This window comes from Terasakiella sp. 4MB5A, assembly GCF_050058155.1.
GTDB classification, from domain to species: domain Bacteria; phylum Pseudomonadota; class Alphaproteobacteria; order Rhodospirillales; family Terasakiellaceae; genus Terasakiella; species Terasakiella halodenitrificans.
The window spans coordinates 1,835,438-1,858,840 of sequence record NZ_CP188815.1 but is presented as its reverse complement, the minus strand read 5'-3'; the positions used below and the strand labels follow the sequence as shown (position 1 = coordinate 1,858,840).

The following is a 23,403-nucleotide window of genomic DNA, read 5'->3' as shown; positions in this document are numbered from 1 at the left end:
AAAAGAGAAACAAATGAATTTTTCCCAACAAATCCCTAAAATATTGATTTTCGGCCTGCTCTTGAGTGGTATCGGTGTTGTCGTCAATAACATGATGTCCGGTTCAAGTAATGCTGCCATCGTAGATGTCAAGATGCCCGCCAAACTGTCTGCAAAAGCGGTAAACGGTAAAAGAACATTTTCGAAGAATTGTGAATCTTGCCATGGTGAAAACGGTTCAGGTTCTGAGCAAGGACCACCGTTAATTCACGATATTTACAATCCTGGCCATCACGGTGATGAGTCCTTTTATCGTGCTGCTGTTTCAGGCGTCACAAGCCACCACTGGAATTACGGCAACATGCCGGCTCAACCTCAAGTATCTCAATATGATATGGAAAATATCATTAACTTTATTCGTGAAGTCCAAAGCCAGAATGGTATTCGCTATAAAGCCCATGGAATGTAATCCCTCAAATAGAAAGACCTAAAATGAAAAAAAAATCTTTTAAAACTAAAGTTTTAACTCTCAGTGCTGTCATAACTGTTTCAGCCACAACAGTTGTATTCGCCCACGGTGGGGCAATGGGCGTTATTAAAGAGCGTATGGATCTAATGAGCGCCATTGGCAAGAACATGAAATCCGTTGCAGCAATGGTAAAAGGCGAAGTCAAGTTTGACCCGGCTGCAATTGAATCATCTGCCAAATCCATAGCAGTGCATTCCACCAAAGTTAACGACCTGTTCCCAAAAGGCTCATTGGATAAGCCGACTGAAGCCCTGCCTGCTATCTGGGAGGATTGGGATCGTTTTACACAGTTGAGCAAAAGTTTAGAAACAGAAACCAATAAACTCGCTGAAGTCGCTGCCTCTGGTGATAAGCGCGCAGTAATGATGCAATTTGCAAAAACAGGAAAAATTTGTTCCACCTGCCATACAGATTTCCGCCTTAAAAAAGACTAAGCAACAAAACCAGGAGCCCCCATGTCCAAACATTCTTATGCATCAGGCTTTTTAGCCTTAGCCCTTATGAGCTCTTCAAGTGCGATCGCCAACAACAACGACGAAGACGCTATAAAACGAGGGAAATATGTGATGGATATCGGGGGCTGCGTTTCCTGCCATACGGATAAGAAAAACAAAGGGCAACATTTGGCGGGAGGTGTCGCCTTACCCACACCATTCGGGACATTCTACACTCCCAATATTACATCTGATGAAAAATATGGCATTGGCGCATGGACAACTGAGCAATTCATTGAGGCCATGACGCAAGGGGTCGCCCCAGACGGATCACATTACTTTCCTGCTTTTCCTTATACCTCATATGCAAAAATGAAAAGACAGGACCTGATTGATTTAAAAGCTTACCTCAACACCGTTGAGGCAGTAGCTGAGCCGACACCCGATCTCGATGTTCCTTTCCCCTTCAATATTCGTGAGGGCATGATCGTCTGGAAAGAGTTGTTCTTTGACGATAGCCCCTTTAGCCCAGATCCTTCAAAAAGCACCATGTGGAACCGGGGTGCCTATCTGGTAAACGGCCCCAGTCATTGCGTTGAATGCCATACATCTCGCAATTTCCTCGGTGGATTGGATAGGGATAATTTACTGGCAGGTGAACCAAAAAGCCCAGAAGGTGAAAAAATACCTAGTCTACTCATTTCAGATGGAAGTGAGTTCTCAAATTGGAGTCATGCTGATACCATTTTTAGCCTTCAAATGGGAATGACACCAAAAGGTGACTTCCTCGGCGGTTCCATGGGAAAAGTTGTGACCAACACCACAGGCAAGATGACCGAAGAAGACCTCCAAGCGATCGCGACCTATCTTGGCAAACCGGTTAAAAAGAAATCTGCGGGCAAGCGAGACTGAAACAAAAAAAATCCGGAAGGTCGATTATTGAGGAAGGATCACCTTAGCCTCAAGCCCGCCTTCCTCTCGATTACTCAGAATAAGTTCTCCGCCATGGGCCTCCACAATGGATTGCGCGATGCTCAACCCAAGACCTACCCCTCCAGTATCTCGGTTACGTGATGCCTCGCAACGATAAAACGGCTGGAGAACTTTCTTCAATTGATCCTCGGGAATACCCGGTCCTTTATCACAAACAATGATTTGCAGAGCGTCAGTATCCATCGTGACGGAGATTTGAGCAGCCTCTCCATATTTAACAGCATTTTCAATCAGGTTTGAAACAACGCGTTTCATGCCGACCGGTGCGCATTCAAACAGAATTTTCTCACAATCGTCAAACAACACTTCCTTGCCTGCATCTTCCAGATCATCGCAAATGCTGCTAACAAGGGCCGATATATCCACTTTGCGGCGTTCTTCCGTTTCGGCTTCCTGTTTTGCAAACTCAAGGGTCAGGGAAATCATATGTTCCATTTCATCCAGAGTTTCCAACATCTTTTGACGATCTGTTTCATCCTCCACTAATTCTGAGCGAAGGCGCATTAATGTAATTGGCGTGCGCAAATCATGAGAGATCGCAGCCAACATTTGGGTGCGGTTTTCTATCATTCGCTGAAGACGATCCTGCATTTCGTTGAAGGCTCTGGCTGCTTCCTGCACTTCCAGGGGCCCGGATACGATCATCGGGTCAGCTTTAACATCCTTCCCCAACCTTCTCGCCGCTTGTGCAAAGGTGCGTAATGGAACTGTTAACCGTCGAACAACCCAAATCGACAAAACAATAACAGCAACAGCCATAGAAATAAGCGACATGATGGAGGTTGGTGACCAGAACGGATTGCTTTCTGGAATATCGGTTGCGAAATTTAACCACTTACCATCAGGTAAGGTAAAAGATACCCGTAAGGATTGATGGGCAGAAATACCGTGCATTTCGCTCATCATTTGCATATGCATCCATTGATTGGGGTGAAATTGCCCGAGAAAACCACCATCATGTGGCGTTTCAAATAATTGTACAGCCAAGGGCGTATTGGTCGGTAAACCAATTTTAAAACGAAGGAATTGTTTTAACAGCGTTAGCTGCTCACCATCGTTTTGCACATTAACCAATGTGCTTTCAGGACTTATAGACACCCGAAACGTTGGTTCATTTAATGCCGCAACAATGCGGCCTCGCCATTCAGGCGGTGTTTCAATAATGACGTGGGAAACACTGGCAATACGTTGTGCCATGTTGCGTCCACCAAGCATGGAAAGTGATTCCGTACGATCCCCCGAATAAATCACCATACTCAAAAAGTGTGAAACACTGAGGCCAATCAGCAGCACCCAAATGGTTTGTGTCGTCAGCGTTTTAGGCAGGAATCTTCTCATTCTTTTGTGACTTCAGGCGTGAAAACATAGCCCCCACCCCAAACCGTTTTAATGAGTTCCGGAGCTTTGGGGTCTTTTTCGATTTTACGGCGTAATCGGCTGACTTGTGTATCAATGCTCCGATCAAAGGCGACAGATGCTCTGCCCCTTGCAATATCCAGAAGCTGATCTCTGTTAAGGACTCGTTGTGGACGTTCCACCAAGGCCATCAGCAAAGTAAACTCCCCTGTACTTAAGGGAACCACAACTTCATCTATCGAAATAAGCTCTCTCTTTGACGTATCAAGCTTCCAGTCATCAAACAAAAAATTGATGGGCGCATCAGTAGATACAGCGGGAATACCGACGTCGTGATAACGTCTCAAAACAGCTTTGATACGAGCAAGCAATTCGCGGGTGCCAAAAGGTTTGGGAACATAATCATCTGCCCCCATTTCTAAACCAATAACCCGATCAATTTCTTCGCCTTTGGCGGTCAACATAATAATCGGAATATTGGAATCCGCCCTAATATCACGACAAAGGGTCAAACCGTCATCACCCGGCAACATCAGGTCCAACAAGATCAAGTCAATGCGGGCATCTGATATAATCTTCTTCATTTCCCGACCGTCACCAGCTGTTGAAACACGATAACCATCTTTGGTCAGAAAACGTGAGACCAAATCTCGAATTTCTTTATTGTCATCTACGACAAGTATATGCTGTGAAGTACTCATGGGTACCGATTATATCTGTCTTATCAAAATGATGCGAAGATAAAAGTGTGACAGAGTTTTACAGAACATTTTGAAAATAAAATCGTACCATAAACGTCACAAGCATTCATAAGCTGATTTATAGATGTTTACCTATTGATGACCCAAGGAGATTTCGGCGGGTAACAGGGCAGATAGTTTTGGTGTCATTTTATCGCTCTTATCAGGTCGAGCGGGGGCCAGATTTATCGTACTCGCTCGCTACGCTTGCTGCGCCGTTGCCTTCGGCCGAACTGCCGGAATAGCGCGCCTTGGCGCTATTCCTTACTGATCATATATGCCACCCCAACATCCAGAATCAAAGAAGCCCCACACAGATGTGTGAGGCTTCTTTGATATGGTTGCGGGGGCCAGATTTGAACTGACGACCTTCAGGTTATGAGCCTGATTGATTCATTGTTAAGCAGATGAAACCAAAAGAAAATATCTCAAAAATTGATCTTTATGTGTAAAAAAATGTGTAAAATCGTAGTAATATTTAATATCCTTCATCAAAAAAATAATCTCGACTTTCTAAAAACTTGGTACGTTGATATCTTACAAAATTGCTTCGCACATTAAATGCTCTTCTTTTCGTAATTCTTACATCAGGCATGTCATCATTATATCTTCTGCTAGAAAGGGTTTTAGAGAATTCTAAATCCCTCTTCATTTGTCTTCGAACATCACTTCTAATTCTATTTATTTTTCGTTCACGTTGGTTATCAAATCTATGCCTACTTGCATATTGAACCTGTCTCTGGGGAAGCTTGGAAGAATAATGCCTTTTCCATTTCATTACATCAGCCACATATTTTCTTGTGTAACTATGAGGTTTGTTCCCTTTCACAGTACCACCATTATAATGAGATAAAGCTAAGTCCCAGCGCCCATTATATTGTTTATACAATTGTTCTAAATAGCGAACCCCCAACTGAACATTTAACCGAGCATCCCAAAGACGAGAAGCACCTACATTAAACTCCCCTCTTGCTGTAGCAGGCATGATTTGCATAACGCCTCGGGCACCTGCTGAACTATGCGCTTTTGGATTGAAGTTTGATTCAATTCGCGCAACAGCCAGAGCAAGAGCTGGAGGAACAATACTTTGTGATGCTTCCTTTATCACTATATTTTGTACCGTTGCTTTTGTCATTGAATGTGCAGAGTTAACTCCGATTAGGAATAACGAAAAAAAGAATAAGCTTATCTTAAAGGTCTTCATCATCTTACTCTCTCCATTAATTCAAGAATGCTAAAGAAGGTGCAACTTTTCGTATTTCGACATTTTCCCAATCAACAAATATCTGTGATTTCAAGTCAAGGAATGAGAGCACCTGAATTAAATCAGATTTAACTGAAGATGTATCTTCATCACGATATAAGCTAAATTTTATCTGCCCTCTGTTTTCGTCAATGAAAATCATTTTTTGCGTAGCTGGCATATCGGCTAATCGGTCTTTTACTGCACGAACTTCATTAGGGTAAAATCCAAAGAACGTTAAATATATTCCAGTAAATGACTTATCCTTACTTTGAGAAGCTTCATCTAAACGTTGAACCAAAGCATATTCTAGGCTCGGTAACATTTGCTTTATATTTTCACGAATTATTGAGCTCAAACATTCATCTACGCAATTTTCAGCTTCTGGGCGAAGTTTAAAATATTCATCATTGAATAATTCTATTTTTGATATTGTTTGAGGGTTGTATAGTTCAAAGTTAACAAATGTCTTTTCTTCAGTGCCTACTGGTGTCAACTCACTGATATGAGATAAAGATAACAAAACCGCAATATCAAATGATTGCTTTCTTGCATCATGTAAAACTTCTAAAGCTTCTTCCTTGGAACGAGACATTTCAATCGTTTCTTGGCTTTCTTCAAAAGTTTCAAAACCACTTTCAACAAGAAAATTTCCAATATTGTTATAAAGTTTTTGAAAAATAGGGTTATCACGCGCTATTTGATTTTCTTCACCATCCACGACCAAATAAAGAATATTTTTGGTGCTTTGCGCTGAAACCGCGTTAGAAAAAATTAGAACACCTATAAAAACAATAAACCATCTAAACATGTCACAAGCCTTATCACTCAACATTTATCATCTATTCAATCTATGGAGCTCGTAGAGGGTTATTTTTGATAATAGAAAAATGTTTTGTTATCTGACACGTTTGGCGTGTTAAAAGAAAAGATCTCATAGAATTGGAATGTCTCAATATGGTTATTTTGAATACTCGCCTGATTATTCTCATTAGTGCCTTAGCATCCTTGATTGCACCTGCTTTTGCTAATGACGATATTGCTGTTATCATTGGTAATAAAACATACCAAGACAAACATATCCCAGATTCTCAATTCTCAGACCGTGATGCTTTTGCCATACGAAACTTTATGGAAGAAGTCCGTCATATCAAATCTGAAAACATTATTTATTTTGAAAATGCCACCCAAGCCCAAATGACAACGGTGTTTGGAAATGAACAGAGCTATAAAGGTCGCGTCTACCAATATGTAAAACCAAATGTATCGAACCTTTTTATTTATTATTCAGGTCATGGTTTTACAGGTTTAACAAATAAAAAAAGATACTTATTGCCTACAGATGCAGATATATCAACAGTTGAAATTAATGGCTTCCCTCTTGAAGTTTTTACAAACAACCTTTTCAAAAGTGAGGCTAAGACTGTAACAGTTTTCTTGGATACAGGGTTTTCTGGACACTCACATAATGGCCCTTTAATTAAAAATGCATCAGGTGCTCAAATATTATCTAGCAAACCCAGTTACATTAAGAAAAAAGACGTAAACCTACTTATCGCCACCTCTGACAATCAAATTGCATCTAAAGATGAAATAAATCATCATGGTTTATTTACAGAATTTCTATTGCAGGCTTTATATGGGAAAGCTGATGTAAACAAAGACAATTCTGTCACGCTTGGTGAAGCTTACTCCTACCTAAACACGAATATGCGCTATGAAGCTAGGCGCGTATATATGAGAGAACAAATGCCTTCATTTACTGGTGACGATAACTTCGCCATCAGCATTGCATACAAAGGGCCATATCAAACAAGAAAGCATTTATCAAAAGTTAATCAAATTGCTAAAAAAAGCTCACGCACTAAACAAGTTTTACAACCTAAACCAATTATTTCAAAATTTGAAAAGCGCCTTACTGCTCTTGAACACAAGAGCATATTAAAGGAAAAACAAAATAAACAGATTGAAAAAAAAATTTCTACACCACGGGATGCCTTAAAGGTAATGGCAACGCTACTTGAAAAACAATATATATCAAAGACGGAACCTGTCTCTACACGATTAAGATATGACAATATAAACTGGAATGCCGATAACTGCTCACTTCAAGCAACCTTGTCATTTCATCATGCACAACGATTGTTTTCAAACAACCAATCAAGTGGGATAGACATTCGAAACCATCAAATCGAAGCCCTATTCCCTCATCAGTATGAAACAAAAGAACGTCTTCTAAACTCTATCGACGACCGTCAGAATATTATAGCTAGCTTTACAATTTATCGGTATGGACCATTCACTTTCATAAACAAAGAAAGCCAGAATAGCTTTAAAAAAACAGCCCAATCCTTAACTAACTTATGCAAAAAATAAAAGCCCCCAAACTTGGGAGCTTCTAGATTTTAGAACAGGTCAGTTACTATTAGAATAATGACTTTCCAGCTTTAGCTAGAGTCAACGTATCACTCCATGTTCCAACAAGTTCACCTTCAATTGAACTTAACTTCATTTGTAGAAGGAACCCTGCAATTTCTTGGTTATTTGCACCTTTTTGACGTCGTTCTGACAGCTGCATATTTAAAATGTAATCAAACGATGTTGCTGATTTATCAACGACACGAACCATGCCTGAATTGAAAATAGTTTCAACAATTTGATTTTTAATGTCAGATACAACAATTGTTTCATCTTGCGTATTGTTCAAAAGTTGCCCTGGAATAAGCTTTGGTCTTTTGCTACCCCAGTTTTGAACTTGGCGAGATGACAACATTTTATCCGTCAGTTTTTCTGAGAATGCAAGAAAGTCTGCCATAGTTAGACGTGCATCCAAATGGGTCCGTTGATGGCTATCAACCACAGACACACCTGTTTGGGAACCGCCAACAATCCCTGTTGTTTGACATGCTGCCAATGATGCAGTGATAGCTACAACACCAAAAGTTTTTAAAAATCGTTTAAACATAAAATCTACCTTTCAATCCTAAAATTAATTCACGCCCCATGTTTCTGCACCATTTTGCAGAGCCAAAGTTCCGTTTAAGCTTCGCCCATAAACAACAGACGGTCCGTCTTTAGCTAAAGAAATTGTTTTTGACGTTAATTTCTTTCCACCTTTGCTATAGGTACTAATTGTAATTTCTTTTGCACTCGCAGGAACCACGATACGATTTGCTTTGAAACTACTCGGTAGTGTCATCCATGCACGCATATTTGGGTTACTTACACTTTCTCTCAGATTACTTGCAATTTCACCAACAAACCCAAAACGACTAGCAACACCTTTTTCCACAACCGTTCTACCAACGTTGAGAATTGTATTCAAGTCTTTCAAAGGGCGAGAATCAACATCATGGCGAAGAGCTATCGCTTCCACATTTGCAAGATTTTCCAATGTCGTTACACCTTGCTTCCCTTTAACAGAAGCAATCACTTTCCCGACCTTATTCTCTTCAGAAACATACACAGGTACCTTAATTGGAATAACACCTGTTGGCAGAGGTAATCCATATGTCATTGTTTTTCTAGCGGGTGCAATTCCATCAGCAACCACCACATGAACAAGTTTCTGGCCTCCACCAGCAACTTTTCTGTTTTTCATATCTGAGATTGCTGTTTTCAGGAACTTCGCAGAAGGGTTTAATTGAGATGCTTTCTTGTATGAGATAAGGGCGTTACTCAACATGTCACGGTCACGATACCCATCAAACTCATAAATCATGCCAGCAACATAATCGCCAAATGGGTTTACAAACGCGTCTTTAACAATATTTGCTTTTTTTACATCCTCTTTATTAAAACCATCAAAGATTTTATCAACAAGGTCGAAAACTGATGCACTTACAAAACCTGAAGATTTCTTGCCATCTAAATCCCCCTTAGCTTCAGCTAATTGATTTTGAAAAAGCTCTCTTTCTTCATTTTGTAAATCAATTGCCCGTTGAGCTACGTTATAAGCCTCTCTTCTTCCTTCAAGCAAATAAGCCATAGATTTATAATTCAATAATAAAACGCGTTCAAACCCTTGAGGATTAAACTCACCTAAATCACCAAAACCCGCAACAGATGCTACACTCGAACCAATTGCGCTTGCACCATCCAAAACACCTTGTCTGTCGTCTCGTTCTTTCATTATATCTTCAGCATAAGTAAGGAAATCCTTTGCTGATTTTGTATCCCCTTTATCAAGGGATAGACTACCATGCTCCATGAGTGTCAACAGGTCTGCTTCTTCAGCAAATTCTTTATTTGATTTTGTATCATCGATGATTTCTTGGTCACGCTTTCTTAATTCATCATACGCGCCATCTAAATCACCATTTAGCATTTCTTTTTTAATAGGCTGAAAATCAGCAGAATACCCTGCATAATCCACACGCCGCTCTAATGGTAAAACAGACCCCATCATTGCAGTTTGAGCTAATTTACCAACTTTCTCACCATCTGCCGAGCTAGATGCCCCATTGAGCTTGTCCGTCATTCCACTCAGGAACCCGCCAAAACTTGTTGGAGTATCATTTCCCGCAGGTTTGGATTTGGGAGCATTAGATAAAGAAGCAACTTGAACAGGTTGTGCACCCACATTCATGGCAACAAAATCATTACGTATCCACCCCTGCTTATCAGCCGAGTTTACTTTATACCAACGCCCATCAGTTCCGCTTACAGTAAGGTTATCACCCTGCTTTGCCATAGTAACAATTTCATGTGAAGTTCCAGGTCCAGAACGCATCTTTACTGTCTTTACAACATTTGCTGCAAAGACTTGTGCGCCGACATTTTCCACGATTAGAAAGTCATATCTAACCCAACCAATTTTTTGTGAAGTATCGGATAAATTTTTAATCTGATACCAGTTATCTTTTGATGCAAGGACCTCTAGTTTTTGGTCTTTCTTCAAGCTATAGAGCTTACTATGTTGCGTGCCCGCATCTGAGCGAACATTAACATTGGTAAATGCTGTAGCAACCATTGTTGCTTGCTGTTTCTGTTGCGCTTTCCCTGCTGCTAACCCGCCGCCTCCAGCTAACATCATTGGAGCCGTAACACAGCCCGTCAACGCAATTGAAGACACCGTACAAATCATCACCCCTTTGGTAATGTTTTTCATTCTTCTCGTTATAATATTTGACACTTTTGTCATTTTAAGAATTCCCCTAATTTATTCTAATTTCTTACCAATTTGGTTGACGAATTTTAGCTGGTTGTTTTTTGACTTTAACGCCACCTTGTTTCATGGCCTCGGTTTTTGATAACCTAACAATGTCACCTTTTTCAGGAAAATCACCGCCAATAATAATTCCTTTAGAACGTGCACGCTCTACTGATACAATTTCGATTTGTGCAATTTTGCTCTCAGTTTTTCCAAAAGAAAGCCCTGTATCTTCATCTATCATTTCCTCACCAGGACGCATGATGTTGAAGATTTGCCCCTCGTTAACTCTACCGTCTCGTCCACGGTTAATGAATACATGTTCATCACCAGAAACACCCAAAACTTTAATAGGGAAAAGGTTGTTAACAACGCTTTGAACTGTTGCTTCTGAGAACTTATTAATAAGGAAAGTGAAATCTTCATCCCAGTCTTGTGGGCGTTTTCCTGTGACTTCATCCATCATTGTAGGATTCACAATAATCTGCTCACTCGCAACAATCGCACCTGTATGAACATCAACGATACGGAGAGTTCCTTCTCCATACCCTTTATGAGAAACCTGATAAACATTATCGACGTATGGTACAGCCTTGGTTTTTATGGTGCTCTTAAAGGCAGTGACATCCCCCATTACTAGGTAATCTGCCCCTTCAAGCTCTCTAAACCGAGATTTCAATTTCCCGCCATTCACAAAACTTTCAAATCCCTTTTCACTCATGATTTCATCCAAACCTTTACGTTCCATGATTTTGAAACGCTTTGCCTGGGTCAAACCGCTTACGAGATTATCCGTTAAGCGATAGGATAGACGATGAGGTTGAATGCCAATTTTCAAACCTGAATCAACTGTAATACCGCCTATCGCAAGGCTATATTTTTTACCTTTTACAGGTTTTGAACCGATTTCATTTCCTGAGCGTTGAGGTTTTGCAGCTGCTACCTTTGTATTCATCTGGGTACGCTTAACATCACGCTTTAAAATATCACCTGATTGTAAAGACCCATTTGATACAAGCGTACCTTTAGAACGGGCATCTTCAACTTCTGAGAGGATAACATCACCCACAAACGTCTCTTCAACACCTAAAACAACTCCAGTATCAGGGTCTGTAATTGGTTGCCCCGCTCGATATGCCTTTAATTTTTCGCCTACAATTAAGCCACCATCATTCCCACGATTCACATAAACCGTGCCATCACCACCGACCGCAGCAACTTTTATCGGGAATAAGGCGCGCATCAACTCACTAACAACTTTTTCAGAATAAGCATCAGAAAGCTCGACGATAATTTCCTGATTCGAAGCTCCTTCATCAAGGTCAACACCAACCGCAACTTTGCGAGAAACGAGTATGTCCCCCGTACGAGCATCTACAATCCGCATATTCCCTTGCACTGAGCCAGAGGTATCTTTTCCCATCATGGCAATCATTTTGGATTGAGCTGCATTACGTTTTTTACTTACATATGTTGAACGTTCACTTTTCACATTTAATGATGAAACACTGCCAATAACCAGATAATCAACAGCTTGAATATTACCAACTGCACTGGAAAGGTCAGAATTAGAACTCATTGCTTCCAATGTTTGCTCATCAAGCAGTTGGTCCATCTCTTGACGGTCTGCAACTTGAAAACGTTTGGTTTGGTTCAAGCGAGAAATCAAAGTGTCTGTAAAATTGTTAAAGCTAGCCTCTTCAAAACGACTTGCTGTTGTCCCAACCTTAATTAAGCCAACAGCAACGCGAGGTCTCTCCCCTCCAACATTTACATTCGTTACAGACGTAGCTTTTTTAGATGAGTTGTCATTCTTTGCAACAACAGAAGGCATTTCATCTACTTCATAAATAGCAACATCACCTTTTTGTGGTTGCCGTCCTGAAATAACTTTCACAACAGAAATAGCGTCTTGAAGCTGCGTTACTTTTACCAATCCGACTTTGGATAGAACACGACCGAGTTCAACCCCGCTTGGGTCTTTAATCATTTTCCCTGGGCGTTTAATTTCAAACGTATCGTCAATTTGAACACCTTCATTACCACCACGCGTAATGACAAAAGGTTCAACATCAGCAACAGCCGCAGGATAAATAGCGTCTAACACTTTAGCAGCGGCAATACGGGCAATATGGTCATATGCTGTGAACCCATCGTTTCCATTACCACGTCCAGAGAAAAGGTTTTCAGATAACTTCACACGAGTACTTGTCGCCCCTAAAACTGTTCCTTTCTCGGTATCAATAACTCGTAAACGCAGACGCGCATCAACAGTTGCCTTAAGTGATTTGCGACCCATTGTGCTATAAGGGACTTTTTTGCTCTTTAGTCCCTTTTTCATTTTTTCTAAATTACCAATAAGCAAATAGTCAGCTTTTACAGCCCGCCCTAAATCCTGAAAATCTTTTATATTATCATTATAGGCACTAGCAGCAGCAGTCACACCAAGAACGCCCGTATTTTCAAGTTTATCCATACTTGAAATCGCTTTATCAAGTGCTCGGTCTAAGTATCCCTTACCTTGTTTTTCCTCAAATCGTTGTTCCATAATTACACGGCGCAATGCCTGACGTTCAGAAACAACAAACCGTTTACTTGATGCCAAACGCTCTACGATACGCTCTGCAAGAACATCAGGTAGCCCTTTTCGCGTCTTTGATTCTGCTCCAGTCGTATCGGGAATAAAATCACCGTCTGATATAATCGCTATTGTAGGAGGCTCTGTTGAACCAGGCAGGAATTTTTCCCACCAACTTTTTGCCTCACTTACTGATGAAAAAAGCGTAAAAATTGTAAATGTATAGATGAAAAGCCGATTCATAATGAGCCCCTATTCTCTTTTTATGATTTATTTATGGACGACGAACGATAAATCCACTTTCAACGAATTCATCTTCATCAAGCTCAATGATTTTTGCTATTGTAAATTTTGGATTTACGCGAGAAACCTTCAATAGACCAACTTCTCTTTCAGTCGACCCTAAGTTCTCACCTGTATCAGGGTCAATAAGAACAGCACCAGGGCTATAAAGTACAAGTTTATCACCCTTTTTCAGCCCTCCGTCTTTTCCACGATTGATAAATACTGCACGTCCATCTACCGACATAACTTTCATTGGGAAAACAGTATCGACAAGTTGGTCAGCAGCTAAAGCAGCAACTTTTTTAGCCATTTTTTCAAAATTAATTTTAGCTGGTGCCCCGCCTTTTTTATTCACAATCTTTGTCTTTGATGCAAAAGAGTCAACAAGGTCAAACGTAGCCTTGATTTCGCCACTAGACGTGTCTTGGATTTGGACTTCTACTTTTAGGCGGCCAGAATCTTTTCTTCTGTATTTATTATCAATATTGGGGACAGCCTTACTTGATCGCCAAAAGACAAAATCTTTTACAGTCGTCATAACTAAAAAGTTTGCCGCATCCATTTGACCGCTTTGGGCAGCATTCCCACGAGACGCAGCCGATTGTGAAAATGCCTGTTCTTTCATCAGTGCGGACATCTTGCTTTTATCACGAGTGACAACCGAGAATTTTCGAGCATTTTGAATAGAACGTTCAAGCTCACTATGCAGAACATCCAAACGGAGATGTCTTCGAATAGACTTTGAAACTCCATCACTAACAACTGCTTGCATCACTGCAATACGTGGTTTTTCATTTGCATTTGCTATATTCAAAGAGAACAGCGCACATGCAACAAATAAAACGGTACCTAAACGAACTAACAATTTTCTTCCCCAATTTTTAGTAATTTATTTCTATCTTTTTTTTATCTTTACCGAACGAATACTCATTCCACCCTTCAGTTAATTTGAAGTAGGTTCCTCGGTCTGTATATATTGCGATGACATGTGCTGTTTCTCCCTTCCTTAGCGTTAAATCCAGTGGAAAACTATTGACAGAAGAGTTACGAACACGATGTTCCCCAGCAGGCAAATGAACAAACATCACATCATTACGTGTCATTACGGACGCTTTTTTGTCATTTACTAAAATGGTCAACGGCTTCTCTTGATGCTTATCAACCGAAATAATCAACAATGATTTTCCTGAACGAACTTCTGGATATTCAGTTGAATCACTTCTTACTTGCGTAGATTGACACGCTACTAAAAAAGTTAAGCAAATCAAAAATGGAAGAGTTTTAATTTTATTCATTTTTGCCCACATTTAATTTCCTAAACTAATGCCTGAAGAACCAATATTGACTGATTTGGACACCTTCTTTTGGTTAGAAATCACAACACGATTTTTAGGGTCATAAATTATTTCTTTTGTTGGATTTCCAACATTTTTAAAGTTTTTCCCAGATGTGAATAACCCATTAGATTTAATGAGTTTTACAGGTTGGATATCTGAGATTTCATACCTAACATTAATTTTATTAACTTTAAGGAAAGCTAAGTGACCATTATTTGATAACTGATTAATGTAACGGTCATGTTCTCCTCCCTTTTCGGCATGGATTGTTGCAGTAAATAAAAGTGGAATTTTTCTATCTTCTAATTCTTTTTGCTTCACTCTCAAACGATAAGCGACGTAACGCTGCCCTTTATCAGAATACTCATTACCTTTGAGCTCAACAATTTTACCTATCACTTCATAGTCATCTGCATAAACAAAAAATGAACCAAGTAAGACAAACGAAAAAATTAGAAAAAAAGTACAAACTTTCCTAAAAAAACGGTTCATTACCAATCCTTCCCAAAATATCCCATTGAACAAGCCTTACGGTGAATTTTTGACACTTCCATTCCATAATCAGGGAAGCCTTTGTTACAGATTTTATCTTGCTGGTTAATGTGGAGTTTAGAAACAGAATCAGCTAACCCTGTCGTCAGCTTATTTCTAGTTCGACCATCTATTTCTAGTTTTTCCTTATTTACAAGAAACACCAAATCAACTGCAAACGTTTGAATACCAGAGCTTTTTTGACCATCAGATTGAGCATATTGAGTAATTGTCACCTGTGGGTATTCATTCATACCTTGAACACTCAACAATCTATACTTTTCTCCAACCTTCCCCTTTAATGCTGCAACAGGCGGTGACGCAAGAGCAAAGACAACATCGACACTTCCACGGTCTAACAACTGTAAACATTTGGAAAAAGTTTCATTCGCCTCAACCCAAGCTAAACCAAGCTTAGATTTCATCTGAAGAGATGTGTAATAACTACCGCTTGCTTGAGTTCCCACGCATGCAACACCATTTGCAACATCATTTAAACTCTGATGAGGTCCATCCTGTTTCACAATAAGATGTGCCATAGCAACCTCAAGAGGCAGTACAACTTGTAACTTGCTTAATTTCGCGGGTTGTTTCTGTACTGCACCATACACTATGTCACTCTGTACAACGCCGCCTACCACTTGAGGATTGTTTAAGAGATTATAAAGATTTTCGATACTTCCTTTAGATTCAAGAGGACAAATAGTTTCACTTGAACTTTGACTAATTTGCTTGGCAACAGCATGTTCTGTTAACCCAACTTTGCCAGCCGTGATTAGGTATTCACATTGGCGTAAAGCATAAGCTTCACCTGACACCAAAATGAAGATTGTAACAACCAAGAAAAAACTTTTCCTAAACATCACAACAATCACTTAAATACAGATTTAAGAAGGTCGTCTGCTTTGTTTGCAGTCACATTACTTTTTTGTAAAGACACACCATCTGTTAATAATTTCATATATATTTCTGAATTCACTCTACCATCAGGCGGAACAATGCCAAATTGTTGCTTTGCAGCTGCAATGCGTTGTTGTGTATATGGTGTCAATTGCGATTGACCAGAAGGAACTGATGGGTCAATACGATTTAAAAGATACGTTACCCAAGTATTTTTAATTCGCATATCTGAGCGTTCAAATTTTCTCTTGATTTTACGCATAAGGCGGTAATCAGGGTCAGCTCCATTCATAGCTAACCAATATGGATAAGTCTTAGCTTGACCAATAAGTTGAACCATACTGTACTCAAGCATTAAGTTGATAACATGGTGCACAGGGCTTTTAGCTGTTGCATTACCATTTAAACCAAAACCATTACCGATGATGGAAAAATTAAAACCCTGGTTTTCTTCATTTTTTTCTAAGGTAGCTTTCGCTGTTGCTTTTACACCAGGTACATAGGCTCCTGAAATCATGTCCAAAAGCAGGAAGTCCATTGCAATTGTGCCTGATTGAAAACCCGAGCCAGATTCAGCACCAGCATCCATATCCACCTTACTTAAAGAAAAACCAATTTGAGCACCCGAACTTTTAGATGTTGTACCTGCATCATATTCAGTAATAGCCCCATGAATGGCATATATATTTTTACCTTCGCTTTGAGCAATTGCTATTGCGCGATCACCATATGGCATCAACAATACTTGTTCACCAATATTTTGTATTGCGGACTCAACCAACATTGTTACATCACTAGGTAATTTTCCACCAGATGCCGTTTGGTCTACGATTGGTTCCGCCATTACAATAAATGGTGTTTCATCATATGCATACATCATCTCACCAAGCTCTTCTAAAGCCCCTGCATATTCACTAAATTTAGTAGAAGGTGTTGATTTACTAACCTCCACTTTAGGAACCATTGCCTGATGTGCATTGCAACCTGTTAAGAATGCAACCCCTAAACATAAACCCAATAACTTTTTCATTTTCTTCCTACTATTTTTTTAACAGTCCTGCAGCTCCACCAACACGGCTTTTGCTTATGGTTACAGAATTTTTAATAGATTTACCTGTCAAAGATACACCCCTGCTACACCCCTTCATCGAAACACCACTATTAACATCAGCACCGATAAGTCCGTTTTCAATTTTTGAGTTCTTGATTTTGACAGTATTCGAAACACTTCGAACCTTTTTACAACCAGAAATAACACCTAAATTCCTGTCTGGTCCGCCTTTATTTCGAGCCATTGGGTTTGCAGCTTTAAACCGCTTCCCAATACTTCGCGTCACACCGCCTAACTTGCTATTGTTAATTTCGACCCAGTTATGAACCTTGCCGAATCCCTTAACTTTTCTTGCATCTAGCCCTGTGTTTTTACTACCGCGTTTAACAACACCATTCTTTTTTTCATAGTAATTGTAACGGTCACTATGTTTAGACATTTGTTTAATTCTATTTTTGTTAAATTGCTCAAGCGCATCAGCTTCTGCAGAAGTACTTGCAAATAAACAAACACAAAACATTGAAAACAATAATCTAATTTTTATCATCAAAAAACTCATACAAGAAAAAAGGCTTTGCAAAAAATTACAAAGCCTTCTCAATATTATTTACCAAGTTCAACGCCAGCATTACCGACATTGATTGCTTCTTTCAGTTTTACTTTATTAGTGATTGTTGAATTTTTAATATTTACTTTATCTGCTTTTGCAGAAATACCTGTATTACCAACACTAATGGCACGGTTCATTTCAACATCATTTTTCAACGTTGAATTTTCCACATTTACTTCTGACTTGTTTTTATTGATAGCAGCCTTAGCTACCGAGCCAGCTTCCTTAATCGCAGCTTTTGCGACATCATCACCAATTGCAAATGCCTGTCCACCAGTAAGAACACCAGTAGTCAAAACTAAAGCAGCAAACAATTTTTTCATTAGGATTTCCCCTTTTCCATTTAATAGTAACAATTGTTGAATTTTTCCGTAGAATTCGTGAACTCTAGGTCCTGTTGACAAAGTATTTTACCCATACCCGAATTGATGTGACCTGCACGAAGCCAAGGAAACTGAGCATCGTCTTGTCATACCGAGTTGCAACCCGGCGAGCATTTTTGAGTTTGTTGAAGCAGCGTTCAACCTGATTTCTCAAGCCATATACGAAATCATCAACGGGAGTGATTTCCTTTCGGTTTTTCCGCATTGGGATCATGGCGTATCCACCGCGTTTCTCCATATCGTCCCGAATGGAGTTTGCATCGTAGCCTTTGTCTGCCAATAGAACCTTGGCATCTGGACCACCCCATTCCATCAATGGAGCATACCCTTTGTAATCTGATGTTTGGCCTTCGCTGATTTCCAGAGCTATTGGCAAGCCTTCGGCATTTGTTCGAAGGTGTATTTTGGACGTAAAGCCACCTTTTGAACGGCCGAGACCCTCTTTTTGAGTCCCCCTTTTGCCCCAGCAGCCTGATGATGGGCTCTGATGATTGTGCTATCTATCATTTGCACTGTATCTGGAACGGCTTTGGCATCGTTCAAGGCATCCAGTAGAACATCCCAAACGCCGAGCAATGTCCAGCGGCGGAATTGACGATAAACAGAGGACCATTTACCGAAGTAATTGGGGAGGTCACGCCAAGGTGCTCCTGTCCGGGCAATCCAAAAAATACCATCAAGAGTGAGGCGGTGATTTGAGGGAGGACGGCCAGATTTTGGCCCTTGGGCATGAAGGAATGGCTCGAAGAATAACCATTCATCGTCGCTCATCAAATTCCGCATAGACTTCTCCTCATAAAAAGAAGTCTTGAATCACATTCTAAGCAATTTGTGAACCCACTTTGTCAACAGGACCTAAATGGAATTTTCACAAGTATCTGATTGATGGCAATGGCAGGCTTGTAGATTGGTTTGCGACAACTACAAAACCCAATGATCCCAAGGTAATTACGGTTATTGAAAAGAGTTTGGGGCGCTGAAACGCCCCCTTCTCTGTTGTTATTTCATGCCGCTGATATATGTGGCGAGGGCTTGAATTTCCATTTCAGTTAATTTAGATGCGATGGAATGCATAACCGCGTTATCGTTGGTTCGATTGCGGTTATGGAACTCGGTAAGCTGGTCGGCAAGGTAGCGTTTGTGTTGACCTGCCAGTCGCGGTAATTTTTGTGTCCCTTTACCCTCGTTCCCATGACAGGTTTTACACGCCGTTACACCTGAATATTTGTTGCCGTTCATGTATAGATATTGACCAACAGCGGCGAATTCTTCATCACGCACGCGATGGGAAAGAGGCGGTTTCGCGGCAAAATATTTGCCAAGTGCAACCATTTCATCCGGTGTCAGGTCTTGTGCCATTTCATTCATGGTGCCTGTACGTCGCCCGGCTTGAAAATCAGCCAGTTGTTTGGCGATATATTCTTCATGTTGGGCGGCAAGCCGGGGATAAATCGCACTGGAACTTTCCCCTTCTGTGCCGTGGCACAAGTGGCATTTTTCTTCGACGATCTCGATGGCACGATCCAGATTATCAGCCAAGGCCGATTGTGTACCAATAAAAAGGGTGCAAATCAAAAAGGCACGTTTAAGCATATGTTCTTTATCCCCTGTGAAGCGATTTTTTAGTTTATAGCAGAAAATAAAGAAGTTTGTCCTAATGATTAAGGTTAAAATATTTGGATTTAAATATATTTTTCATTCAACACAGTGTATGTAAAGTGTTTGATTATTCTATGATTATTTATTATCACACTACTTTTTTGCTTGCATTAATCTCCACGCAAGTAAATTTTTTTCTCCACAGAATTCACAATTGAAACGAAGAGATTGTTCTGTCCGCAGCCGTTCTATTATTTTTTTTGGGATATCAGTTTTATTGTCGCAGTTTTGGCATATGACATCAATAGTTCTACGTTCAAAAGACTTATCATTAGAATTGTAGGTATAAGTTTCATTACATTCAGGGTTGATGCAGCTAATCACTTGACCATTTTTAAGTAATTCTAACCTGCGTTGATTTTTAGATTTACAGATACATTCAAATGATACCTGCTCTCCAATTCCGGATATCATTAAAGTTCCTTTATCAATTTGTTTAATTTCGTGAAGAACCTCAATGACTTTCATTCGAATTTTTTCGATATCTCCATAATGTGTAACACTATCGTTTTTGTTAACTGGAAGACTAATATGGAGTGCAAGTTTTGCTAAAGCGTTCCAGAATTTACCCAGCTTTTTGGGATTGAAACCTATTTGAGTTCCAATTGACACAAATTCCGTTGCTTGATATTCCTCAAGCGTTGGTGATTTTGAAGTATCAGCAAGTGGCTCCTTTGATATTGATAATGTGAAAGTTTCAGCCGTATTCGCGTCTACCTCTTGAATAAGAGTCCTCACAATGTCCTGAGGTTGCCACTTTTTTAGATCATCATGTGAAATATAGTCATGATTTAACCGAAGGCGCTCATAACAAATACGTTCAATGGCAAGTCGACATTCTAATGCAGCATAAGTGAGACTTGCGTTGGTGTTTTTTTGAAGAAGCTCTTCAATAGCTGATATTGATGTTTTTAAGTTTATCATTTGATCACTTAATTTCTTAGAAAATATACGAAATATTTCGGTGAATTTGTCATCTGTTATTAAAATTATTGATGAAGATCTAACTTTGCAATTTCTTGATCATCCAGTTCTCGCAAAACACGAAATCCGGTATCGTCGCTGCGCCGTGTCGGAAAATCGCGCCATCGGTTGGTGACACGGATTTCTTTGGGCGGGAAGCTCCAGCCACCGCCGCGAATAACGCGTTTGCCGCACCCTGCGGGATTTTGATAGGCGGTGCCGTCCAGCCCGATCCCTTCAAATTGATCGTTCCAGCAATCTTCCACCCATTCAAATACATTGCCGCTGGTATCGAATAGGCCTAGCTGATTGGGGGCAAATCGTCCCACTGGTGCGGTTTTTTCACTATCCCAAATGCTGCCGCATCCTGCGCAATTGGCAAGGCCTTTGCCCAGTTTATCCCCCCAGGGATAAGCTGTTGTGGTTCCCGCGCGCGATATATATTCCCATTCGGCATCGCTGGGTAAGCGGTAGGTATGTCCGGTTTTTTCACTGAGCCAGCGGGTGTAGGCTTTGGCCTCTTCCCACGCGACATTTATGACGGGACGTCGCCCCCTGCCCCATGCGGAATCTTCTGGTGGGGTGCAATTTGTTTCCTGGCAATATTGGGCATATTCGGCAAAAGTAATCTCAAAAACCCCAATGGCAAAAGGTTTGGTCAAGGTGACGGGCTGGATGGGTTTTTCGTCAAAGTCGCCATTGGCATCACCACGCAGATAGCTGCCCGGTGAGATAAGGCGTAAAAGAGGTCCGCTGCTGCCATCAACAAAATAATCGCGTAAAGTATTCTGCTCTATTTGAGATTTGAATCCAGATATCAATAACTTCTCAGGTCGATCTCTACGGATATAACTGCTTTTAAATTCAATCGCTTGTATAGATTTTAAATTCAGTTGCAGGGTGTGCCCGCTTAAATCAGTGAGTGTAAAGTTTGTTTCAGCATGTAGACCGCTCAGCCATGATTGATCGTTTCGTCGGCGCAAACGAATTTTAAGAACCTCTTCATCCTCGGAATAGGTCAGGTCCAGTAGGTCGGCCTCTGTGCTGGGTAAAATAGCGGTTTGTCCATCTTGCTCGACCCGGAACAAGGTGGCTGTATGGTAGCCTAAAAAGACATCGCCATTGTTCATTTCGATAATATCAGGGGCGGCTTCTAACGGTTTTCTTTGGGCGCGTTCTTTTCGGCTGTGTTCAAATTCAATCAATTGAATTTCGGTTTTATCCAAGGGCAGGTCGGGACCCAAGGCACGGGTGGTGACAAATGTATTTTCTTTTATCTGCCCACTGAAAACTTCGCCATCTATTGTGGTGACGCGATCATTCGCCTGTGGTGTGGGGGCAAAGAAAATATGTGTCAGCCTGTCGCGTGTTAGTGTTATGTCGCCATAGTCGGTGGCAAGCTGAATTGTCTTTTGTGCGATAATCCCGTTATGGAATTCGCCGCGTCGTGTCTGAATGACATCGGCCCAAACAGTGTGGGCGAATGTGATGGCGGATAGAACAGAAGTTGCAATCAGGTAACGTTTTTTTGTTTTCATTAACCTTCCTCCCCACGTGTATAATACGCATTAATTACACAAGTGCAAAGTGTGCTTTTTTCAGAAAACAAAACGGCCTTGCACAGGATGGTGCAAAGCCGTTTAGGAATGTCCGTATAAATCCGCCGTTTAAGAGGATTTGGACTGAATGTAGTTTTTGAGACCCATTTTATCGATCAGGCCAAGCTGTTTTTCCAGCCAATAGGTGTGATCGTCTTCTGTGTCTTTCAGCAGGTCAATCAGCATTTGACGAGAAACGTAATCTTGTTCCTTTTCACATAGGGCAATAACCTTTTTCAGCTCTTTACCGACCATGAGTTCATATTCAAGATCGTTTTGCAGCATGGAGGGAACGTCTTTGCCGATTTTCAGCGCATCGCGTGCTGCGACATCCGGTGTACCTTCCAAAAACAGGATACGTTCCACGATGCGGGCTGCGTGCTCCAGTTCTTCTTCCTGTTCGTGTTTCAGGCGTTCGAACAATTCACTCATGCCCCAATCGTCATACATGCGTGAATGGATGAAATATTGATCCGCAGCACTCATTTCGTGGGCAAGAAGGCCGTTCAGAGCCTCAATAACCTTTTTGTTGCCTTTCATTTGATAGGCTCCTTATCTTACGTCTGTGATTGAATGTAGTTTTGCAGACCTTGTTCTTTGATCTGCCATTGCTGGGTTTCCAGCCAATCGAGGAATTCTTCTTCGTCTTCGATGATGTCATCAAGAAGATCGCGCGAAACGAAATCGCTTTCCGCTTCACAAAGGGCGATAGCTGCGCGTAAGTCCTGTAACATCGGGTCCAAAAGATCCATTTCGCATTGGATAATTTCTTCGGTATTTTCACCAATGCGCAATTTACCGAGGCTTTGCAGGTTGGGCAGACCTTCTAAAAACAGAATGCGTTCAATCAGTTTGTCCGCTTGTTTCATGTCCTTGATGGATTTTTTGTATTCCTTGCCACCGATCTCGCTCATTCCCCAGTCGTTAAACATGCGTGAATGTAAGAATGTCTGGTTAATGGAAACCAATTCGTTGCCCAGAATTTTATTGAGTTGGGCAATGACTTTTGGACTGCCTTTCATTTTGTTTTCCTTTCAGGGATCGCGATATATTGTTGAACCCATCATATGTGCATTTGTTGA

24 protein-coding genes are annotated in these 23,403 nt (G+C 40.7%); 4 read left to right on the top strand and 20 right to left on the bottom strand.

The genetic code is table 11. From position 1 onward, the window contains the following. The first annotated feature begins 13 nt into the window (after window positions 1-13). Genes ACI0FF_RS08530 through ACI0FF_RS08520 form a run of 3 tightly spaced genes read left to right on the top strand, consistent with a single transcriptional unit; the run spans window position 14 to window position 1,854 of the window. A complete protein-coding gene (locus ACI0FF_RS08530; RefSeq protein ID WP_188665326.1) occupies window positions 14-448 on the top strand; it encodes a cytochrome c in 435 nt (144 codons plus the stop codon). Between the two features lie 23 nt (window positions 449-471). Further along, window positions 472-942 carry a c-type cytochrome gene (locus ACI0FF_RS08525; protein ID WP_419799652.1) on the top strand — a complete coding sequence of 157 codons (471 nt, stop codon included), beginning with the start codon at window positions 472-474 and terminating at the stop codon, window positions 940-942. A 21-nt stretch (window positions 943-963) separates the two neighbouring features. After that, entirely contained in the window at window positions 964-1,854 is an 891-nt protein-coding gene (locus ACI0FF_RS08520) for a c-type cytochrome (RefSeq protein ID WP_419799651.1), read from the top strand. Between the two features lie 24 nt (window positions 1,855-1,878). Here ACI0FF_RS08520 and ACI0FF_RS08515 read toward each other — a convergent pair whose 3' ends face one another. The 4 genes from ACI0FF_RS08515 to ACI0FF_RS08500 all read right to left on the bottom strand — a co-directional run bounded on the left by ACI0FF_RS08515 (window position 1,879) and on the right by ACI0FF_RS08500 (window position 6,085). Next, window positions 1,879-3,273, bottom strand: a complete 1,395-nt coding sequence (locus tag ACI0FF_RS08515; RefSeq protein ID WP_188665316.1) for an ATP-binding protein — start codon at window positions 3,271-3,273, stop codon at window positions 1,879-1,881. Further along, window positions 3,270-3,992: a response regulator gene (locus ACI0FF_RS08510; RefSeq protein WP_419799650.1), complete on the bottom strand. Its 723-nt coding sequence runs from the start codon at window positions 3,990-3,992 to the stop codon at window positions 3,270-3,272. Before ACI0FF_RS08510 ends, ACI0FF_RS08515 begins: the two co-directional genes overlap by 4 nt. Before the next feature lie 517 nt (window positions 3,993-4,509). Continuing rightward, on the bottom strand, window positions 4,510-5,238 hold the full coding sequence (locus ACI0FF_RS08505) for a transglycosylase SLT domain-containing protein (protein WP_419799649.1): 729 nt from the start codon (window positions 5,236-5,238) through the stop codon (window positions 4,510-4,512). Between the two features lie 13 nt (window positions 5,239-5,251). After that, complete coding sequence (locus ACI0FF_RS08500; protein WP_419799648.1) at window positions 5,252-6,085, bottom strand: hypothetical protein; 834 nt, start codon at window positions 6,083-6,085, stop codon at window positions 5,252-5,254. Between the two features lie 146 nt (window positions 6,086-6,231). Between ACI0FF_RS08500 and ACI0FF_RS08495 the strand changes: the two genes are divergently transcribed. Continuing rightward, window positions 6,232-7,650, top strand: coding sequence for a caspase family protein (locus tag ACI0FF_RS08495; RefSeq protein ID WP_419799647.1), 1,419 nt, complete (start codon window positions 6,232-6,234; stop codon window positions 7,648-7,650). A 49-nt stretch (window positions 7,651-7,699) separates the two neighbouring features. Here the strand turns inward: ACI0FF_RS08495 and ACI0FF_RS08490 are convergent, their stop codons facing one another. The 16 genes from ACI0FF_RS08490 to bfr (ACI0FF_RS08415) form a co-directional block, all read right to left on the bottom strand. Beyond that, window positions 7,700-8,239: a hypothetical protein gene (locus ACI0FF_RS08490; RefSeq protein ID WP_419799646.1), complete on the bottom strand. Its 540-nt coding sequence runs from the start codon at window positions 8,237-8,239 to the stop codon at window positions 7,700-7,702. A 24-nt stretch (window positions 8,240-8,263) separates the two neighbouring features. Continuing rightward, window positions 8,264-10,417: an SH3 domain-containing protein gene (locus tag ACI0FF_RS08485; protein ID WP_419799645.1), complete on the bottom strand. Its 2,154-nt coding sequence runs from the start codon at window positions 10,415-10,417 to the stop codon at window positions 8,264-8,266. Between the two features lie 31 nt (window positions 10,418-10,448). Beyond that, a complete protein-coding gene (locus ACI0FF_RS08480) occupies window positions 10,449-13,247 on the bottom strand; it encodes a CsgG/HfaB family protein (protein WP_419799644.1) in 2,799 nt (932 codons plus the stop codon). A gap of 31 nt (window positions 13,248-13,278) precedes the next feature. Then, complete coding sequence (locus ACI0FF_RS08475) at window positions 13,279-14,154, bottom strand: FlgT C-terminal domain-containing protein (protein WP_419799643.1); 876 nt, start codon at window positions 14,152-14,154, stop codon at window positions 13,279-13,281. Window positions 14,155-14,170: 16 nt separating this feature from the next. Then, complete coding sequence (locus tag ACI0FF_RS08470) at window positions 14,171-14,584, bottom strand: hypothetical protein (RefSeq protein ID WP_419799642.1); 414 nt, start codon at window positions 14,582-14,584, stop codon at window positions 14,171-14,173. A gap of 12 nt (window positions 14,585-14,596) precedes the next feature. Then, window positions 14,597-15,118, bottom strand: a complete 522-nt coding sequence (locus tag ACI0FF_RS08465; RefSeq protein ID WP_419799641.1) for a hypothetical protein — start codon at window positions 15,116-15,118, stop codon at window positions 14,597-14,599. Next, window positions 15,118-15,999 (bottom strand): TAXI family TRAP transporter solute-binding subunit, encoded by an 882-nt coding sequence (locus tag ACI0FF_RS08460; protein WP_419799640.1) that lies wholly within the window; start codon window positions 15,997-15,999, stop codon window positions 15,118-15,120. Before ACI0FF_RS08460 ends, ACI0FF_RS08465 begins: the two co-directional genes overlap by 1 nt. A gap of 29 nt (window positions 16,000-16,028) precedes the next feature. Next, the gene (locus ACI0FF_RS08455) at window positions 16,029-17,087 is read right to left on the bottom strand and encodes a hypothetical protein (RefSeq protein ID WP_419799639.1); all 1,059 of its coding nucleotides are present in this window, start codon (window positions 17,085-17,087) and stop codon (window positions 16,029-16,031) included. Between the two features lie 10 nt (window positions 17,088-17,097). Further along, a complete protein-coding gene (locus tag ACI0FF_RS08450) occupies window positions 17,098-17,667 on the bottom strand; it encodes a hypothetical protein (RefSeq protein ID WP_419799638.1) in 570 nt (189 codons plus the stop codon). A 44-nt stretch (window positions 17,668-17,711) separates the two neighbouring features. After that, window positions 17,712-18,041: a hypothetical protein gene (locus ACI0FF_RS08445; RefSeq protein ID WP_419799637.1), complete on the bottom strand. Its 330-nt coding sequence runs from the start codon at window positions 18,039-18,041 to the stop codon at window positions 17,712-17,714. Between the two features lie 64 nt (window positions 18,042-18,105). Next, window positions 18,106-18,884, bottom strand: a protein-coding gene (locus ACI0FF_RS08440; protein ID WP_419796873.1) for an IS5 family transposase whose coding sequence is annotated in 2 segments (ribosomal slippage) — window positions 18,106-18,563 and window positions 18,563-18,884 — 780 coding nt in all. Because the reading frame shifts where the segments join, the coding sequence is not laid out codon by codon here. Window positions 18,885-19,100: 216 nt separating this feature from the next. After that, window positions 19,101-19,694 (bottom strand): c-type cytochrome, encoded by a 594-nt coding sequence (locus ACI0FF_RS08435; protein ID WP_419796872.1) that lies wholly within the window; start codon window positions 19,692-19,694, stop codon window positions 19,101-19,103. Between the two features lie 159 nt (window positions 19,695-19,853). Continuing rightward, window positions 19,854-20,684, bottom strand: coding sequence for a hypothetical protein (locus ACI0FF_RS08430; RefSeq protein WP_419796871.1), 831 nt, complete (start codon window positions 20,682-20,684; stop codon window positions 19,854-19,856). Window positions 20,685-20,749: 65 nt separating this feature from the next. Further along, complete coding sequence (locus tag ACI0FF_RS08425) at window positions 20,750-22,261, bottom strand: formylglycine-generating enzyme family protein (protein ID WP_419796870.1); 1,512 nt, start codon at window positions 22,259-22,261, stop codon at window positions 20,750-20,752. Window positions 22,262-22,390: 129 nt separating this feature from the next. Continuing rightward, window positions 22,391-22,861, bottom strand: coding sequence for a bacterioferritin (bfr, locus tag ACI0FF_RS08420; RefSeq protein WP_417820737.1), 471 nt, complete (start codon window positions 22,859-22,861; stop codon window positions 22,391-22,393). Between the two features lie 17 nt (window positions 22,862-22,878). Further along, window positions 22,879-23,343, bottom strand: coding sequence for a bacterioferritin (bfr, locus tag ACI0FF_RS08415; protein WP_419796869.1), 465 nt, complete (start codon window positions 23,341-23,343; stop codon window positions 22,879-22,881). Window positions 23,344-23,403 lie beyond the last annotated feature (60 nt).